Source organism: Micromonospora sp. WMMD1082, from assembly GCF_029626175.1.
Classification (GTDB): domain Bacteria; phylum Actinomycetota; class Actinomycetes; order Mycobacteriales; family Micromonosporaceae; genus Micromonospora.
The window spans coordinates 662713-680469 of the sequence record NZ_JARUBM010000002.1 but is presented as its reverse complement, the minus strand read 5'-3'; the positions used below and the strand labels follow the sequence as shown (position 1 = coordinate 680469).

Here is a 17757-nt window from a genome sequence, read left to right as displayed (position 1 = left end):
GCCCGCCGGTCAGCTGGGCAGGACCGGTACGCCGGCAACGTCGATCGTCTCCGGATACTTCACACCGGCCCCGGTGTTGAGCACCACCACGCGCTCACCCGCGCGGATCCACCCGCCGGCCCGCAGCTTGCGGGCGGCGGTCAGGCAGGCCGCTCCCTCCGGGCAGAGCAGCAGGCCCTCCCGGGCGGCGAAGTCCCGCAGGTCGGTCAGGATCTCGGCGTCGTCCACCGCGATCGCGGTGCCGGCGGTGGCCCGCAGCGCCGTCAGGATCAGCTCGTCGCCCAGCGGCGCGGGAACGGTGATGCCGAACGCCACCGTGTGCGCGTCGGCCCACGGCCGGGCCCGGTCCTCCCCGGCGGCGAACGCCCGGACGATCGGCGCGCAGCCGGTGGACTGCACCGCGACCAGGCGGGGCAACCGGTCCTCGACCCAGCCCAGCTCGCGTAGTTCGCCGAGTGCCTTGTGGATGCCGATCAGCCCCACCCCACCGCCGGTCGGGTAGACGATCACGTCGGGCACCTGCCAGCCCAGCTGCTCGACGATCTCGTACCCCATCGTCTTCTTGCCCTCAAGGCGGTACGGCTCGCGCAGCGTACCGGCGTCGAAGATGGTGCCCGACGAGGCCGCGACGAGCGCGGCGACCTGGCGCCCGGCGTCGCCGATCAGTCCGTCGACCAGGCGCAGGTCGGCGCCGGCGGCGACGCACTCCCGGCGGCAGATGGTCGGCGCGTCCAGCGGCATCGCGATCGTGGCGCCCATCCCCGCGCGTGCCGCGTAGGTGGCCCAGGCGGCGCCCGCGTTGCCGTTGGTCGGCATGGCGATCCGCCGGATGCCCAACTCCCGTGCCCGGCTCACGCCCACGGCGGCCCCGCGTGCCTTGAACGATCCGGTCGGGGTCAGGCCCTCGTCCTTGACCAGCAGGTCGTCGACGCCGATCTCGGCGCCGTAGGCGGGTGCGCGCAGCATCGGTGTCCAGCCCTCGCCGAGTGTGGTGACACAGGCCGGGTCGGCCACCGGCAACAGCTCCCGGTAGCGCCACAGGTCGGCCGGGCGCAGCCCGAACCGCTCCGGCTCGACCGCCCCCGCCACCGCCGCGAGGTCGTAGCGGGCCAGCAGCGGCGAGCCGCACTCGCAGAGATTCTGCGGTACGCCGGCGTCGTGTTCCCGGCCGCAGCGCGGGCACTCGAGATGGGTCAGGTACACGGTGCTCCTCGCCGTCTCAGCTCGCGTCCACGCTGCGCCACGCGCGGCTGCGCCGCCCCGGCTCGTAGACCGAGTCCAGTCGCTTCGCCACCACCCCGGGCAGCCCCTGCTCGCGGGCCGCGCGCATGGTCTCGGTACCGGCGCCGGGAAACCACGGCGGAGTCTGCCAGTGCGGCCCGGCCAGCGCCAGCGAGTCGAGCAGCTCCCGGCGCTGCGGGTACGGCAGCCCCATGCTGGTCGTCCCCTCCAACCAGAGCAGGTCGACCAGCAGGTACTGGGCGTCGGCGGTGCTCCGCCCGCCCCGCGCCGGCCGGACCCGTCCGGCCCGGTCGATGCGGACCAGCACACCGTCGAGCACGGCCTCGGTCGGGGCCAGCGCCTCGGCCATCGGCCGCAGCCACGGGTACGCCCCGGTGATCTCCTGACCGGAGTCGGAGAGCAGCCGCAACCGGCCGCCGGAGACGTACGCCACCGCGCGTATCCCGTCCCAGCGCAGCTCGTACCCCCATTCGGCCCGGTCGGTCGGGAGCCGGCCGGCCGGCGTGGCCCGCATCGGCGCGACCTGCTCCGGCATGCTGGTCCAGCCCTCCGGCGGCGGATCCGTGCGGCGCACCATCCAGTCCCGGCCGTCCCGCCCGCCGGTGGCGAACAGCACGTACCGTCCCGAGGTCCGCCCACCCCGCAACTGCACCACCACCTCGCGGTCCTGCCACTTCTCGCAGTGGTAGGTGCCCCGGTCGTGGATGGTCATCCGCCCGCCGCCGTACTCGCCGGCCGGGATCTCACCGGAGAAGTCGAGATACTCCGTCGGGTGATCCTCGGTGTGCACGGCGAGGTGGTTGCGGCCCGGCTCGCGGGGCAGCCCGCGCGGCACCGCCCAGGAGACGAGCACCCCGTCGCGCTCCAGGCGCAGATCCCAGTGCAGGCTGCGGGCGTGGTGCTGCTGGATGACGAACCGCGCCCGGTCGCCGGCCCGGCGGCGCCGGGGACGGTCGGGCGGCACCGGCTCCGGGGTACGCGCGGCGTCCCGCTTGCGCCGGTACTCCTCCAGCCGGTCAGCCACACCCCGCATTCTCCGGCACGGCGGACCGACGCGCTGGTCGGCGGCGCGTCGCGGGGCCTGATTCGGGCAGATCAAAGTGGATCTTGGTCGTCCGGGTCGGCGTAGCTGTCCCACAAGCTCTGTGCGTTGGCCATCACGCGGAGGGCTTCCACGTCCTCAGGGTCGGGGATGAGCAGCAACACGTCCTGGCCGTTTCGCACGGTGACCCGCCAGCGCTGGTCGGGCGGCACCACCAGTTCCAGGCCCGGTCCAGAGCCGGAATCGAGCCACACGGTGACCGGCTGATCCGGCGGCACGCCGTCACCAACGATCGCAACCGGCACTGACGGCAGTTGACGCGCTCGCATCCCGGCCTCCCGATGTCACTGTGCAGCCATGGCGTTGACGCTAGACCCAACCTGTTCATCCTGTCTAGTAGATGAACACCATCGACAGGTTGAGCTAGGGGGACAGGTGAAAGCCTCGGGGCATGGTCGACCCGTGGCAGCCTCGATCCTTCGCGGCCCAGGTCGCCGACGCGCTACGGGCGAAGATCGAATCTGGCGAGTGGCCGCCTGGACACAAGCTCCCGGGCGAGGTGACGTTGGCGCAGACCTACGATGTGGCACGAGGAACCGTCCGCGCGGCGCTCGACATCCTGCGCGAGGAGAGTTTGGTGGTCACCTTCACCGGGCGGGGCACCTTCGTGAAGCCGGAGACCACCTGAAGGAACCGGCACCCACCGACGCGCCCACGCGCTGGTCGGCGGCGCGTCGCCGGGCCTGATTCGGGCATGGCGGGGGTCATCGGGGGTAGAACCGTCGGTATGGACCATGCTGACCACCCCACCGCCGTTCTTCCCGGCGACGTCCGGATCCCCCTGCTCGGCTTCGGCACCTGGCAGGCCACCGGCGAGGAGGGCTTCAAGGCCGTGCTCGCCGCGCTCGACGCCGGCTACCGGCACATCGACACCGCCACGATGTACGGCAACGAGGAAGAGGTCGGCCGGGCGGTACGCGAGAGCGGGCTGCGCCGGGAGGACGTCTTCATCACCACCAAGCTCCCGCCCGAGCGGGTCGGCCGGGAACGGGAGACGATCGAGGCGAGCCTGCGGGCCCTCGGCGTCGACTACGTCGACCTGTGGCTGGCGCACTGGCCGCCCCGGGACCCGGGTGACCTGATCCCGGTCTGGCGGGAGATGCTCGCCGCCCGCGACGAGGGCCTGACCCGCGCGGTGGGGGTGAGCAACTTCAGCACCGCCCAGATCGACGAGCTGATCCAGGCGACCGAGGAGAACCCGGCGGTCAATCAGATCAAGTGGAGCCCCAGGCTGTACGACCGGCAGCGGCACGTCGAGCACCGGGATCGCGGGGTGGTGCTGGAGGGGTACAGCCCGTTCAAGACCAGCGACCTCTCCGACCCGGTGCTGACCCGGATCGCCGGCGCGCACGATGTCTCGCCCGCCCAGGTGGTGCTGCGTTGGCACATCGACCACGAGATCGTGGCGATACCCAAGTCGGTGACGCCGGAGCGGATCCGGGCCAACGCCGACATCTTCGGCTTCTCGCTGACCGCCGAGGAGATCCGCGACATCGACGCCCTCGGCAACTCCTGACCGTCACCGGTCGCCGCCCGCCGCCCGCCGCTCGCCGTCGGGCTGTTGGGCGGCGTCGGGGCGGCCGGGGCGCGGGGTGGCGTCAGGTGGCCGGCGGCGACGGCTCGGTGTGCGTCCAGCGGTGCAGGGCGTAGCGCCGCCCCTTGTCCTCGACGAAGGCCGGTTCGCCGCCGGCTGGCCGGTAGCCGACCGACCGGGCCACGGCCGCGCTGCCGGCGTTGTCCGCCTCGATGTCGAGATACACGGTCGGCAGGCCCGCCACCGAGTGGGCGTACCGGGTGATCAACCGTAGGGCGCGGCTGGCCAGGCCCTGACCCCGGTGGGCCGGCCCGACCGCGTAGCCGATGGTGCGACCGGCGAAGTTGAGCATCACCTCGCCGCGCGCCAGGTCGTCGCCGCTGGTGATGGCGAGGTAGATCCGGTGCCCGGCCTCCTGTGCCCGCCGGGCGGTGATCAGGTACGCCTCGGCGGCGGCCAGGTCGAACGGCGCGGCCACCGGCAGGCGGTAGGCCATCTCCTCGTGGTCGAAGATCGCCACCAACTGTGCCAGGTCGCGCTCCGACCACTGACGCAGGACGACCCCGTCGCCGTCGAGGCGTACGTCCTCGGCCACGCGTCCCCCCGTCGTCGAGCTTCACAGTTTCCGGCCAGCGCGGAGCGGCGGCAACCGCTAGTTGGAAAACTTCACGGGCGAACCTTCAGGTGAAGACTATCGACATCGATGGGTGTCGCGCTGTAGCGTCTCGGCCAACTATCGATGACCGTCATCGTCCGGAGGTTGTCATGGCCCCTGACCGTCCCGCCCGCCTGCGCCGCCGGGGGTTGCTCGGCGTACCGGCCCTGGTGGCCGCCGCCGCGCTGACCCTGCTCGCGCGGCCCGTCGCCGCCCACGCCGCCGACGCCGCCTCGCCGGTCGAGTGCCTGGCCGACCTGCTCCGGGAGTCCTGATGGCCACGATCCCCTGGCTGGTGGATGTGCTGCGCGGTGCCGGCGTGCAGGTGGTGGTGGAGGGCGACTGGCTCAACCGGATGCGCCCCGGCTCGTTCGACCCGATCGGGGTGCTCTGGCACCACACCGCGTCCACCTCCAGCGCCAGCAACCCGCACCCGGCGCTCAACATCTGCATCAACGGCCGCTCCGACCTGCCCGGCCCGCTCTGCCAGGCGCTGGTCGACTACCACGGCGTCTTCCACGTCATCTCCGCCGGCCGCTGCAACCACGCCGGCGCCAGCGGTGGCAGCGGGCCGATCCCGGCCGGCGACGGCAACACCCTGATGATCGGCTGGGAGATCGACTACAACGGCGTCAGTCAGGAGATGACGGCCGCGCAGTACAACGCCTCGCTGGCCGCCACGGCCGCCGTGCTCACCCGCCTCGGCCGGGACGCCAGCCATGCCCGGGGGCACCGGGAGACCAGCACCACCGGCAAGATCGATCCGTCGTTCATCGACCTGAACGTGATGCGCGCCGACGTGGCGGCGCGAATGGCCGGCGGCACCGCGTGGAGCGCGACGGTCGACAACACCACCGCCGGGCGGTTCACCGCCAGCGCCAACTGGGGCGTCTCGACGTACTCCGGCCAGCGCTACGGCGCCGACTACCGGTACGCCGACCCGGTCGCCGCCAGCGACGTCGCCTGGTACCGGTTCAACGTCCCGGCCAGCGCCAGCTACCGGGTGGAGGTCTGGTATCCGGCCGACGCCGGCTACAACAGCGCCACGCCCTACATCGTCAACACCTCGGGCGGCAACCAGACGGTGTACGTCAACCAGCGCACCGGCGGCGGACAGTGGCGCAGCCTCGGCACCTTCGCGCTGCCCGCCGGCGACGCCAACCGGGTGGCGGTGAGCCGGTGGAGTTCCGCCAGCGGCTATGTCATCGCCGACGCCGTACGCCTGACCAGGGTTTGACCGCTATAGCAGCCTCTCCGTAGACCATCCGGTGACAACATGCAACCCCTGAACGATCGGTTGACGACCGTGAACCCCTCTCATATCTTTTCGTTGATCTTCGATATCGACCAACGGGGGAGCACGTGTTCGTCGATCGATGGTGGCTGCCGGCATCCGTCTCAAGGGCATCCAGAGCATCTGCGTCAGCTGCGACATCATCGCCTGGGAGCGGGCGATCCAGTTTCCGGATCCGGCTTCGGGCCGGGTTGGCGGCGGGCGTGGCGGCGGCCGTGGCGGCATCGGTGACGGTGGTCGCCACCACCGCTCCGGCACCGGCCGCCGCACCCTCGTGCGACGGGAGCGAGAGTATCAGCGTCGGACGATCGGCCGAGAGCAAGGGCCTTACGATGTGGAGACAAACAGTTGTCTGACATACTGTGGCGACGTGCTGCGTGCTGGTGGCGTAGATGTCCCGGATACGTCTACCGGATTAGCTCGATGGCTGATAGTCAATGGGCGAAAGGTCGGGTGACTCGGCGTGAGTGGCGAAATTCGTGAGGGAAAAGGTCTGTTTGCCCTACTTCTAGGGGTAATCGGATCGCCGAAAGCGGGGCTCGAACTCGTTGAAGTGGCTGCGGAGCTGGTCGCCGAGAACGCACGGTTTAACAAGTGGGTGTTTGCCAGGAAGTCCCGCTCCTCTTCGATAGATCTTTGGAACCTGGCCGCGTTGGCAAGACGCCACGAGGAGGATTTGTCGGCCGCATGGAATGGCTACCAGTTGGCTGGCGATGAACTTCGTAACCAAAGATTTCGCGAACTGATTAATTTACTGAACGCCCAGCGAGATTCGTTGCGTGAGTGTCGAGAATATGATTCAGTTGCCTATCAAGATCCGGCAATGCCTCGGGAGCTTCTAGATTGATAATTGCCACATTTGGGTGAAGCAACTTTAGCCCAGTTGCTGCTTCTGCGACGGGGGTTGGTTGGTGGCGTGAGACGGCGTGAAGGTTGAGATCTGGGTCAAGGTCAGGGCCACCGCCCGGGCGGTGGCCCGAGGCCGCGGATGCGACCGGTGGTGGGGGGTGCGGGCTGCGCCGCGCCCCCCACCAATTACACGCTCGTCAGGAGCGGGTGCAGGCGGTGCCGTTGAGGGAGAAGCTGGTGGGGGAGGAGTACGTCCCGCTCAGCGTTCCCTGGTAGCCGAAGCTGGCCGAGCCGCCGGGGGCGATCGTGCCGTTGTGGCCGACATTGCGCGCGGTCACCGACGAGCCGCTCTGGCTGACCGTGGCGTTCCAGGCGTTGCTCACCTGCTGCCCGGAGGGCAGCGAGTAGGTCAGCGTCCAGCCGTTGATGGTGCTCGACCCGGTGTTGGAGATCCGCACGTCGGCGGTGAAGCCGTTGTTCCACGAGTTGGCGGTGTAGCTCACCGCGCAGCTGCTGCTGCCGCCCGGCGGCGGGGTGGTGGGCGGCGGGTTGGTCGGCGGGGGCGTGGTGGGCGGCGGGTTGGTGGGCGGCGGGGTCGGGTTGCCGCCGCCGTTGACCGAGGCCGAGAAGCTGTTGACGGCCAGGCCGACGCCACCCTGCCAGGGCTCGAATCCGGCCTGGATGCTGGTCAGGTACCAGGAGTTGGTGATCCCGCCGCGGCTGCGTACGTCGTTGATGAAGGCGAGCAGGTTGAGGTTCGCGCTGGTGATCGTCGACGGGGCGAGGTACGAGACGACGTTGTTGGAACCGTTGCTGCCCGTCCAGACGTCCCAGGTGCGGCCGTCGATGGTGGCGTTGCCCACCGAGGAGCCGATCGGCTGGATCGGGCCCTGCCGGTTGAACCAGATCATGATCTCCATCTGGTTCACCCCGTCCCGCCGGGGCGACGGGTCGAGCCAGATGTCGTACGCGGCGTTGTACGTGCCGCTGCTGACGTACCGGTAGTTGATGCTGCTGGTGGCGCTGCTGATCTGGCTGACCTGGATCGGCAGGTTGGTGCCGGGGGAGCAGTTGGTGTAGTGGCAGCCCAGGTAGATCGACGGGTACGCGGTGGGCGCGCCGTTGGTCGGGCTGCTGCCGTTCTGGGTGGTGATCTGGAAGCCGGTGTCGGTGACGTTGATGCACTGCTGGGCGGTGGTGCCCCAGCGGTTGTTCTGCACCACGTACCGGTTCTGGATCACGGTGGTGCCGTACTGCTCGCAGATCTGGGTGTCGGCGGAGGCGGTGCCGCCGCCGAAGGCTACGGCGACGATCGTGCCGGCGGCGAGCAGGCCGGCGGCCACGATGGCCCGCAGGGGACGTCTCATGATGCTCCTTGCGCTGCGGCGTCAGGGCGACGCCCGGGACGGATGCGGATGGAGCGGTCGGAAACGTCTACCGGTCAGGGGGAACCGGGAGCGCTCCCATGCTCATCGTCACATTTACATACATGAAACAAGGGGCGCAACCGGTGGGGGTGAATAAGGTGGATTGTGACGTGTGTCGTCGCACCGTCTGCCGCGCTCCGGATCCCCCGGGCGGACGGGTGGAAGCCGTCGGGCGGGCGGCGTCGACGTGCCGAGGGCTGTCCGCGACAGGCCGGTTGCCTCTGGTGTGCGCCGATTGCGCCGAGTAGCCTTTTGCCTTCAACGCGTGCCGCACCCTCCGGAGGCGTACACCCTCATGCGTGGCTCCCCCCTGCGCATCCTCGTCGTCGGCGCGGGCATCGCCGGACTGGCCGTGGCCCGGGCGCTGCGCCTGGCGGGTTTCCGGCCGGACCTCACCGACAAGGCGCCGCCGGGCGACCTCACCGACGCGGGTCTCTATCTCCCGGGCAACGCGGCCCGCGCGCTGCGGCGGTTGGACCTCGACGGCCCGGTCCGCCCGTACGGGCAGGTCATCCACCGGCAACGGTTCCTCGACTCGGCGGGCTCGCCGCTGTGCGAGGTGGACCTCGACACCCTCTGGGCCGGGGTCGGCGAGTGCCGCGCGCTGCCCCGCTCCGACCTGCACCGGGTGCTGCTCAGTGGGGCGGGCGGTGCCGTCCGGCACGGCGCCGAGGTGCGCACCATCGACCTGCTGCCGGCCGCGGTCGGCGTCACCTTCGTCGACGGCACCCAGACCGAGTACGACCTGGTGATCGGCGCCGACGGCCCGCGTTCGTCGATCCGTGCGCTGGCGGCTCTCGGCGGCCCGCCCCGCCCCGCCGGTCAGGTGGTCTATCGCGGCGTCGTGCGCGACGGCCCGGTCGTCGACGAGTGGACCGCGCTGCTCGGGCAGCGCAGTGGCTTCCTCGTGGTGCCGATCGGCGCCGGCCGGCTGCACTGCTACGCCGACGAGGCGGGGACCGACCTGCCGGCCGACCCGTCGGCCCGGCTGCGCGAGCTGTTCGGCGACTACGGCGGGCCGGTGCCGGAGGTGCTCGACGCGCTCGACGGGGTGCACGCCACGATCACCGACGAGGTCGAGCTGGGGCGCTGGTACCGGGGCCGGGTGCTCCTGGTCGGCGACGCCGCCCACGCCACCGCGCCGACGCTGTCGCAGGGGGCCGCGATGGCCCTGGAGGACGCGGTGGTGCTCGCCGAGTCGCTGCGCGCGGCGGGCAGCGTCGACGCGGCCCTGACCGCGTACGAGAGCCGGCGTCGGCCGCGTACCCGATGGGTGCAGGACCGGACCCGGGACCGCAACCGCACCCGCGACGTGCCGCCGGCGCTGCGCGACCCGCTGTTGCGCGGGCGGGGCGACCGCATCTTCGGCGAGCACTACCGGCTGCTCCTCGGCCCGTTGTGATCCACCCTCGGCGACCCCACGCGGCGCTGTCACCTGCCGGGGACTATCCTCCTTGCGGATGACGGCCCGCCGAGACAGCGCGTGCCGAGCGGGACAACCCAGAACCGGAGGCCACTCGTGACCACCGTCGCACCCAAGCCGGTCGTGACCCGGCCCTGGCCGGTCCGGGAGCCGGTCAAGGGGTCGGCCATCGCGCGGCTGCTGCGGACCACGGACGCGAAGCAGATCGGGATCATGTACATGGTCACCGCGTTCGTGTTCTTCATGATCGGTGGCCTGATGGCCCTGATCATGCGGGCCGAACTGGCCCGGCCGGGGCTGCAGTTCCTCTCGCCCGAGCAGTACAACCAGCTGTTCACGATGCACGGCACGATCATGCTGCTGTTCTTCGCGACGCCCATCGTGTTCGCCTTCGGCAACTACGTCGTGCCCATCCAGATCGGTGCGCCCGACGTCTCCTTCCCGCGCCTGAACAGCTTCGCCTACTGGCTGTACCTGTTCGGCGGCACCATGGCCACCGCCGGCTTCCTGACTCCGGGTGGTGCGGCGGACTTCGGCTGGACCGCGTACACCCCGCTGAGCACCGCCGAGCACGCCCCGGGCGTCGGCGCCAACCTGTGGGTGGTCGGCCTGGCCGTCTCCGGTCTGGGCACCATCCTCGGTGCGGTCAACCTGATCACCACGATCCTGACCCTGCGCGCGCCCGGCATGACGATGTTCCGGATGCCGATCTTCACCTGGAACATGCTGGTCACCAGCCTGCTGGTGATCCTGGTCTTCCCGCTGCTGGCCGCCGCGCTGTTCGCGCTCGCCGCCGACCGCCTCCTCGGTGCCCACGTGTACAGCCCCGACACCGGTGGGCCGATGCTCTGGCAGCACCTGTTCTGGTTCTTCGGTCACCCCGAGGTCTACATCATCGCGCTGCCGTTCTTCGGCATCATCAGCGAGATCATCCCGGTCTTCTCCCGCAAGCCGATCTTCGGCTACAAGGGCCTGGTCGCCGCGACCATCGCCATCGCCGGCCTGTCGATGAGCGTCTGGGCGCACCACATGTTCGCGACCGGCCAGGTGCTGCTGCCGTTCTTCAGTTTCCTGAGCTACCTGATCGCCGTACCGACCGGCATGAAGTTCTTCAACTGGATCGGCACCATGTGGCGGGGGCAGATCAGCTTCGAGTCGCCGATGCTGTTCTCCCTCGGCTTCCTGGTCACCTTCCTCTTCGGTGGCCTGACCGGTGTGCTGCTGGCCGCCCCGCCGCTGGACTTCCACCTGCACGACTCGTACTTCGTGGTGGCGCACTTCCACTACGTGCTCTTCGGCACCATCGTGTTCGCGGTCTTCGCCGGCATCTACTTCTGGTTCCCGAAGATGTTCGGCCGGATGCTCGACGAGCGGCTCGCCAAGATTCACTTCTGGCTGACGATGATCGGCTTCCACACCACGTTCCTGATCCAGCACTGGCTGGGCAACGAGGGCATGCCCCGGAGGTACGCCGACTATCTGCCCGGCGACGGCTTCACGACGCTGAACATGATCTCCACGATCGGTGCGTTCATCACCGGCATCTCGACGCTGCCGTTCCTCTACAACTGCTGGAAGTCGTACAAGGCCGGTCCGGTGGTGGAGGTCGACGACCCCTGGGGTCACGGCAACTCGCTGGAGTGGGCGACCAGCTCGCCGCCGCCGCTGCGCAACTTCGACCGGATGCCGCGGATCCGCTCCGAGCGGCCGGCCTTCGACGCGAAGTTCCCCGAGCTGGCCGCCGGGCAGACCATCGCCGGCCCGCCCGAGGGTGGCTCCAAGCCGCTGACCAGCGAGTCCGACGGCGGCGCCACCTACGCCGAGGACACCGCCAGCAACATCGACCGCCCCTGACCCACCGCACCGTACGACGGGCGCCGACCCCTGCCGGGGCGGCGCCCGTCGCGTCTCGGCCCCTGGGCGACCTCCCGGTCACCGTCGCCGGGCCGGCCGCCCATCTCGGCCCTCCATGCCGGGCGCTGCTACGGCTGTACGGGGCTACTTTGTGCAACTGAGTATCTCTCCGGCGTTCTCACTCAGCGTGATGTCACTGGTCCGCCAGTACCGACCGCTCTTTCGCCCCTTTGCTCTGCTTCAACCCACGCAATAGCTGCTGAACTGGTGAGATGCGGGCGATGTGGTGAAAGCATGCCGGCGTTGCCGATACGCACCGTAGTTTGTTGCGTCCGTTGAAGCAGAGCAAAGGGAGCACGGGAGAGGGTGGGGGGAGGGTTGATGGTTACGCACCGCAGTGGGCTGGGCGCGATCACGTGGTGGGGGTGAGGGCCGCTGCGGTGGTGTCGTCGGTGCTCGAGGTGGTGGCCGCGATGTCGGCGCGGCGGTGACGCAGCTCGATCGGCAGCACCGCCAGGGCCACCAGGGCGCCGATCGCGCCGGTGACCGCGAAGCCCCACAGCGGCGCCGAGGCGTCGATGACCGCGCCGGCCAGCGGGGCGCCCAGCGCGATGCCGACGGTGACCGCCGAGCCGTGCAGTCCCATCGCCTCGCCGCGCACGCTGGCCGGGGCGAGCCGGCTGACCGTGTCGGAGGTGGCCGCGATCGTCGGCGCGCAGAGCGCGCCCGCCGGGATCAGCGCCAGGCAGAGCAGCCACCAGTGTGAGCCGCCCAGCCCGACGGGGATGGTGCACAGGCTCAACACGCCCATCAGCGCCACCGGGGAGAACGAGCGGCGGACCGCGCCGTACGCGAAGCCGCCGACCAGCGACGCCACCGCCCAGACGGAGAGCACCGCGCCGGTGAAGGCGACGTCGCCGTTCTCCCTCAGCACGGCGATGACGGCCACGTCGGTGCCACCGAGCACCAGGGTCGCCGCGGTGCTCACCGCGAACACGGCCACCAGCCGGGAGGTGAGCCACTGCCGTCGGGCGATGCGCGGCTGCGGCCCGGTCGACGTCTCGCCGGCGCCGCGTACCGGCGGATCGAGCAGCCACAGCACGACGCCGGCGGCGACGATGCCGGCACCGACCAGGTAGAGCGTGAGGCGGGCGGAGATGGTGGTGACGCCGACCGTGGCCAGGGCGGGGCCGATCATGAATGACAGCTCGACCGACATCGAGTCCAGCGCGTAGGCCGGGCGGCGACGCTCCGGCGGTACCAGCGCGGCGATGGACTGCCGGATCACCGAGAAGATCGGCAACGCGAGCAGGCCGGCCACGAACGCGGCCGGCAGCAGCAGGGTGTACGACAGCACCGGCGCGGTGGACCAGAAGATGGCCTCGGCCACGGTGGTGAGGACCAGGACGGGGCGCAGGCCGCGACGGTCCACCAGGCGGCCGAGCAGCGGGCCGCCGATCGCCGCGCCGACGGTGATCGCGGCACCGACCAGCCCGGCGGCACCGTAGCCGTGCCCGAGATCCTGCACGACGTAGAACGTCAGCGTGATGCCGGTGGCGGTCAGCGGGATCCGCGCCAGTACCGCCACGAGCAGCAGCGACCGCAGACCGGGCAGGGCGAGCGCCTCCCGGTAAGGCTTCATGTTCACGTCGGTCCGTACCTCCGCCGACATCCTCGACGGCAGGTACGACGCTTACCAACGATTTATCGGATCATGCGTCCCTGATCACAGGTGAACCGAGCGTGGTGATCCCGGCGCCGTCGAAGGCGCGCAACGCGACATCGGTGGTGTCCGGCGCGACCGCTGCGGTCAGGTCCAGCAGCACGGTGGTGGCGAAGCCCTCCCGGGCGGAGTCCAGGGCGGTGGCCCGGACGCAGTGGTCGGTGGCGATGCCGACCACGTCGACCCGGTCCACCCCTCGCCGCCGAAGCCAGTCGGCCAGGCGCTCGCCGTCGTCGGCGTGCCCCTCGAACCCGGAGTACGCGGCGGCGTACTCGCCCTTGTGGAAGACCGCCTCGATCCGGTCGGTGGCCAGTTCCGGGTGGAACTCCGAGCCGGGTGTGCCGACGACGCAGTGTCGGGGCCAGGTGCTGACATAGTCCGGCGAATCGGCGAAGTGTGTGCCGGGGTCGACGTGGTAGTCCTTCGTCGCCACGACGTGGTCCCAGCGGTCCGGCTCGGTGGCCAGCAGCCGGGAGATCCCGGCCGCCACGCCCGCACCGCCGGCCACGGCCAGCGAGCCGCCCTCGCAGAAGTCCTGCTGTACGTCCACGATGATCAGCGCGTTGCTCACGTCCATTCCCCTCACTCGGCGGGTACCACGGTGACCGGGATGGCCGGGTCGCCCGCGGAGAGCTTGAGACCCTCCCACGGGATCGAGATCAGGCACTGCCGCAGGTGCTCCCGCGACTCGTCCAGCTTCGGCAGCTCCATCGACTCGCCGTCGACGACGTACGACCGTTGCAGCAGCCGGTCGTTGGGGCGGCGGTCCGGCACGCCCTGCGGGACGACGATCTCCTCGATGGCGGTGCCGGTCGGCTTGTGCCGCCGGACGGCGACCTTGCGGCCGCCGATGGTGGCCTTCTGCTCGGACCGCTTGACCACCGGGCGCCCCTCGACCTCGACCAGCTTGTAGACCAGGCCGGCGGTCGGCGCGCCGGAGCCGGTCACCACGGCGGTGCCGGCGCCGTACATGTCCACCGGCTCGGCGGCCAGCGCCGCGATGGCGTACTCGTCGAGGTCACCCGAAACGATGATCTTGGTTTCGGTGGCGCCGAGCGAGTCCAGCAGCTCCCGGGACTGCTGGGCGATCACGGCCAGGTCGCCGGAGTCGATCCGGATCGCCCGCAGCTCCGGCCCGGCCACCTCGATCGCCGTCCGGATGCCCTGGCTGATGTCGTACGTGTCCACCAGCAGCGTCGTCTCCCTGCCCAGCGTGGCGACCTGCGAGGCGAACGCGGCCCGCTCGTCGTCGTGCAGGAGGGTGAAGGCGTGCGCGGCGGTGCCGGCGGTGGGTATGCCGTACCGCTGGCCGGCGGCCAGGTTGGAGGTGAACCGGAACCCGGCCAGGTACGCCGCCCGGGCCGCCGCGACCGCCGCCTCCTCGTGGGCCCGCCGCGCCCCCATCTCGATCAGCGCCCGGCCCCGGGCGGCGGTGACCATCCGGGCCGCGGCGGCGGCCACCGCGCAGTCGTGGTTGAGCACCGACAGCACCAGCGTCTCCAGCACCACGCACTCGGCGAAGCTGCCGGAGACGGTCAGGATCGGCGAACCGGGGAAGAAGAGTTCGCCCTCGGCGTACCCGTCGACGTCGCCGGTGAACCGGTAGCCGGACAGCCAGTCGGCGCCCTGCTCGTCGACCACGCCGGTGCGGCGCAGGAAGTCGATGTCGGCCTGATCGAAGCGGAACTCGCGGATCAGGTCGACCAGCCGGGCGGTGCCGGCGACCACGCCGTACCGGCGGCCGGCGGGCAGCCGGCGGCTGAACACCTCGAACACGCAGCGCCGGTGCGCGGTGCCGTCCCGCAGTGCGGCACTGACCATGGTCAGCTCGTAGTGATCGGTCAGCAGCGCGGGACGAAGGGTGTGCACACCCTCAGCCTAGGGTTCAGGCCGTCGCCGTGCCGTCATGGCCAGGGATCGTGCGCAGCGCCGCCTTCAGCTCCGCCCGGCTGGTCACGCCGAGCTTGCTGTAGACGCGCTGCAGGTGGTTCTCCACCGTGCGGGCGGAGAGAAACAGCTGCTCGGCGATGGCGCGGCTGGTCCCGCCGTCCGCGGCGAGCCGGGCCACCTGCCACTCCCGGTCGGTCAACGTCGGGGCGGCCGCCAGCAGTGCCGGGGTGTGCACGATGTCACAGTAACCGAGCAGTGCGGCGAGCCGCTCCCGCGCGTGGGCCACCTCGGGCGAGCGCCGCTGCCGCAGCAGATGCACCGCGCCGGCGGCGGCCTCGGCGGCCAGGAGGGCGAGACCCCGCTCCGCGAAGCCACCGGCGGCGTTGAGCAGTTCCTCCGGCAGGCCGTCGGCCGCCGCCCGGGCATGCCGCGCCATCAGCGGCGGCAGCTCCCCGTCGACCTGTTCCGACAGTTCGGTCAGCCGTTGCGCGACCGAGCGGCGGCTGCCGTCGGAGCACCTCGGCCCGGTGGGCGCCGCGGCCTGACCCAGCCGCACCAGGTCGTGCAGGGCCAGCGCCTCGTGCCCGGCGAAGCCGTCGGCGCGCAGCCGCTCCACCAGGCCGTGCAGGTGGGCCACGGCCCCGGGCAGGTCGCCGTCGGCGGCGAGCACCGCCACCCGGGCCTGCTCCAGCCACGGGTACAGCACCCCCATGCTCGGCGAGTGGAGGCGATCGGCTTCGGCCATCGCCGCGGTCGCCTGCCGGGCGTCGCCGCGCAGCGCGGCGGCCTGCGCCCGTTCCGACTGGGCCAGCCCGGCATAGACCCGGCTGGTCGCCAGGACCGCGCAGGCGCTGAGCGCGGCCTGCAGCGCGACGTCGCTGCGCCCGCGCAGCCGCGCCGCGTACGCCCGCAGGATCGCCAGGTAGCCCGTGCCGAGGCGGAAGTCGCCCGCGTCGGCGAGGTCGGCGAACTCGTCGGCGACCAGCGTGTCGATGCCGGCCAGATCGCCGGAGAGGGCCAGTCGGGTGCCGCGGGCCAGCTCCACGGCCAGTTGCAGGTACGGCATGTCCGCCCGCCAGCTGGCCGCCTTCGCCTGCACCAGGTCCACGGCCGCGGAGCTGCGGTTCAGTTGCCCCTGCACCGCCTGGAGGTGGGCGATGGCGCAGCGGGCGAGTTCGCGGGCGGCGACGCTGGCCGCCGGCCGGTCGAGCACGCCCTGCGCGAGCCGGAGCGCGGTCGGCGCGTCCAGCCGGTGCAGGCGCATGATGGCCTCGAAGGCGCGGACCCGGGCCTGGGCGGCGGAGTCGCTCAGCTTGGCGCCCCGGGTGGCGATCTCCTCCACCGTGGACGCCTGGCTCAGCCCCCAGTAGCTCACCATGCCACGCACGGTCAGCCACCGGCTGAGCCGCTCCTCCTGGCCGGCGTCGGTGGCGACGGCATCGAGCACACCGAGCGCCTCGGCCGGCCGGTCGGCGAACATCAGGATGGTCGCCAGCAACTCGGCCGCGTCGAAGCCGCCGCCGGCGTCGAGCGCCGCGCGGGCGAGCCGGGTCGCCAGCGGTACGTCGTAGCGCGCGAACGCCTCACCGGCCGCCGCGATCAGCATCGCCGGGTCCTGAGCGGTGCCGGAGGCCAATCGCCACCTCGCCACCCGCAGCAGATCCTCCCGCCGTCGCTTGCCGACCTGCTCCAACAGGTCGGCGAGGTGCGCCTGCAACCGGCGGGTACGGCTGACGGGGCACTGCCGGCGTACCACCTCGCCGTAGAGCGGGTGGGCCAGCCGGACGTCGAGCCGCCGGTCGGACTCCACCATCGTGATCAGCCCGCGTTCCTCGGCGTACTCCACGTCGTGCTGCTCCACGGCCTGGTGGAGCAGCCGCAGACCGAGCGGCTCGCCGAACGCGACCAGCTCGACCACCGTCCGCACCCCAGGTGTGAGCTGGCCGATCCGGATGTCGATCAGCTCGGTCAGGCTGGGGGCCAGCTCCAGCCGCCCGGTCCAGGTCCAGACGCCGTACTTCTCGATGAGTTCGCCGCTGTTGTTGGCGGCGTGCACCAGCTCGCGCAGCAGCAGTGGGTTGCCGGCGCTGAGCCCACCCAGCCGGTCCGTGGAGCCGCTGTCCACCTGGCCGCCGACGATGGCGGTGAGCAGGCCGGCGGTCTCGGCCGGTGTCATCGGTCCCAGCTCGGCGCGCTCGACCAGGCCGTCCGTCCACAGTGCGCGGATCGGCAGTGGGATCTGCTCCCCGTCGCGCAGCGTGCCGACCACGCAGGCGTTCTCTACCCGGGCCACCAGGTGCACCAGCGCGGCCGACGGCGGATCGAGCAGATGCGCGTCGTCGACCGCGAGCACGATCCGCCGGCCCGCGGCCTGCTGCTGCAACACGTCGACGGCCCACCGCAGGATGCCCGCCGGGGACAGGCCCTGCGGCTGCTCGACGGGAAGCACCTGGACCAGACCGCCGAAGGCCATCGCGGCGGTGGTGGCGCTGGCCGCGATCCGCCAGACCGCGTACTCCTCGCCGGGGAGCGCGTCGACACCCTCGTGCAGCAGTCGGCTCTTGCCGATGCCCGCACTGCCGGTGAACAGGATGCCCCGCCCCTCGGTGCCGGTCACCGCCAGCCGGAGACGGTCAAGTTGCTCAGCCCGGCCCACGAAGCTCCAGCGACTCATTCGCGCAGCATATCGACGGAACTGCCGCCCGGCCGGTAGCCCGCGACGGTGAAGTTGAGTAGTCGCAGAGTTACCCGTGAGTATCGGGGT

16 protein-coding genes are annotated in these 17757 nt (G+C 71.2%); 7 read left to right on the top strand and 9 right to left on the bottom strand.

Features of this window, described 5'->3' with window-relative positions; genetic code table 11:
- Positions 1–9: 9 nt before the first annotated feature.
- The 3 genes from O7615_RS03310 to O7615_RS03300 all read right to left on the bottom strand — a co-directional run bounded on the left by O7615_RS03310 (position 10) and on the right by O7615_RS03300 (position 2589).
- A complete protein-coding gene (locus tag O7615_RS03310) occupies positions 10–1203 on the bottom strand; it encodes a threonine synthase (RefSeq protein ID WP_278175708.1) in 1194 nt (397 codons plus the stop codon).
- Positions 1204–1219: 16 nt separating this feature from the next.
- Positions 1220–2266 carry a DNA polymerase ligase N-terminal domain-containing protein gene (locus O7615_RS03305; protein ID WP_278175706.1) on the bottom strand — a complete coding sequence of 349 codons (1047 nt, stop codon included), beginning with the start codon at positions 2264–2266 and terminating at the stop codon, positions 1220–1222.
- A gap of 71 nt (positions 2267–2337) precedes the next feature.
- Positions 2338–2589 carry a hypothetical protein gene (locus O7615_RS03300; protein ID WP_278175705.1) on the bottom strand — a complete coding sequence of 84 codons (252 nt, stop codon included), beginning with the start codon at positions 2587–2589 and terminating at the stop codon, positions 2338–2340.
- Positions 2590–2735: 146 nt separating this feature from the next.
- On the opposite strand from O7615_RS03300, the gene O7615_RS03295 reads away from it, so the two are divergent.
- Both O7615_RS03295 and O7615_RS03290 read left to right on the top strand, forming a co-directional pair.
- Complete coding sequence (locus tag O7615_RS03295; RefSeq protein ID WP_278175704.1) at positions 2736–2972, top strand: GntR family transcriptional regulator; 237 nt, start codon at positions 2736–2738, stop codon at positions 2970–2972.
- A gap of 99 nt (positions 2973–3071) precedes the next feature.
- Entirely contained in the window at positions 3072–3860 is a 789-nt protein-coding gene (locus O7615_RS03290; protein ID WP_278175703.1) for an aldo/keto reductase, read from the top strand.
- A gap of 82 nt (positions 3861–3942) precedes the next feature.
- On the opposite strand, the gene O7615_RS03285 is transcribed toward O7615_RS03290, so the two are convergent.
- Positions 3943–4473, bottom strand: a complete 531-nt coding sequence (locus O7615_RS03285) for a GNAT family N-acetyltransferase (protein WP_278175702.1) — start codon at positions 4471–4473, stop codon at positions 3943–3945.
- A 170-nt stretch (positions 4474–4643) separates the two neighbouring features.
- On the opposite strand from O7615_RS03285, the gene O7615_RS03280 reads away from it, so the two are divergent.
- The 3 genes from O7615_RS03280 (at position 4644) to O7615_RS03270 (ending at position 6674) form a co-directional block, all read left to right on the top strand.
- A complete protein-coding gene (locus O7615_RS03280) occupies positions 4644–4808 on the top strand; it encodes a hypothetical protein (RefSeq protein WP_278175701.1) in 165 nt (54 codons plus the stop codon).
- Complete coding sequence (locus tag O7615_RS03275; protein ID WP_278175700.1) at positions 4808–5770, top strand: N-acetylmuramoyl-L-alanine amidase; 963 nt, start codon at positions 4808–4810, stop codon at positions 5768–5770. Before O7615_RS03280 ends, O7615_RS03275 begins: the two co-directional genes overlap by 1 nt.
- Positions 5771–6290: 520 nt before the next feature.
- Positions 6291–6674, top strand: coding sequence for a hypothetical protein (locus O7615_RS03270; protein ID WP_278175699.1), 384 nt, complete (start codon positions 6291–6293; stop codon positions 6672–6674).
- A 199-nt stretch (positions 6675–6873) separates the two neighbouring features.
- On the opposite strand, the gene O7615_RS03265 is transcribed toward O7615_RS03270, so the two are convergent.
- Complete coding sequence (locus O7615_RS03265; protein WP_278175698.1) at positions 6874–8043, bottom strand: cellulose binding domain-containing protein; 1170 nt, start codon at positions 8041–8043, stop codon at positions 6874–6876.
- A gap of 355 nt (positions 8044–8398) precedes the next feature.
- Here O7615_RS03265 and O7615_RS03260 point away from each other — a divergent pair, with 355 nt between their 5' ends.
- Together O7615_RS03260 and ctaD are read left to right on the top strand one after the other, a co-directional pair.
- Positions 8399–9505 carry an FAD-dependent monooxygenase gene (locus O7615_RS03260; protein ID WP_278181964.1) on the top strand — a complete coding sequence of 369 codons (1107 nt, stop codon included), beginning with the start codon at positions 8399–8401 and terminating at the stop codon, positions 9503–9505.
- Between the two features lie 117 nt (positions 9506–9622).
- Positions 9623–11380, top strand: coding sequence for a cytochrome c oxidase subunit I (gene ctaD / locus O7615_RS03255; protein ID WP_278175696.1), 1758 nt, complete (start codon positions 9623–9625; stop codon positions 11378–11380).
- Positions 11381–11792: 412 nt separating this feature from the next.
- Here the strand turns inward: ctaD and O7615_RS03250 are convergent, their stop codons facing one another.
- The 4 genes from O7615_RS03250 to O7615_RS03235 are packed head-to-tail and all read right to left on the bottom strand — an operon-like array spanning position 11793 to position 17667.
- The gene (locus tag O7615_RS03250; protein ID WP_278175695.1) at positions 11793–13052 is read right to left on the bottom strand and encodes an MFS transporter; all 1260 of its coding nucleotides are present in this window, start codon (positions 13050–13052) and stop codon (positions 11793–11795) included.
- 40 nt (positions 13053–13092) lie between these two features.
- Positions 13093–13674 carry an isochorismatase family protein gene (locus O7615_RS03245; protein WP_278175693.1) on the bottom strand — a complete coding sequence of 194 codons (582 nt, stop codon included), beginning with the start codon at positions 13672–13674 and terminating at the stop codon, positions 13093–13095.
- A gap of 11 nt (positions 13675–13685) precedes the next feature.
- Positions 13686–14972 carry a nicotinate phosphoribosyltransferase gene (locus O7615_RS03240; protein WP_278175692.1) on the bottom strand — a complete coding sequence of 429 codons (1287 nt, stop codon included), beginning with the start codon at positions 14970–14972 and terminating at the stop codon, positions 13686–13688.
- Positions 14973–14988: 16 nt separating this feature from the next.
- Positions 14989–17667: a LuxR family transcriptional regulator gene (locus O7615_RS03235; RefSeq protein WP_278175691.1), complete on the bottom strand. Its 2679-nt coding sequence runs from the start codon at positions 17665–17667 to the stop codon at positions 14989–14991.
- Positions 17668–17757 lie beyond the last annotated feature (90 nt).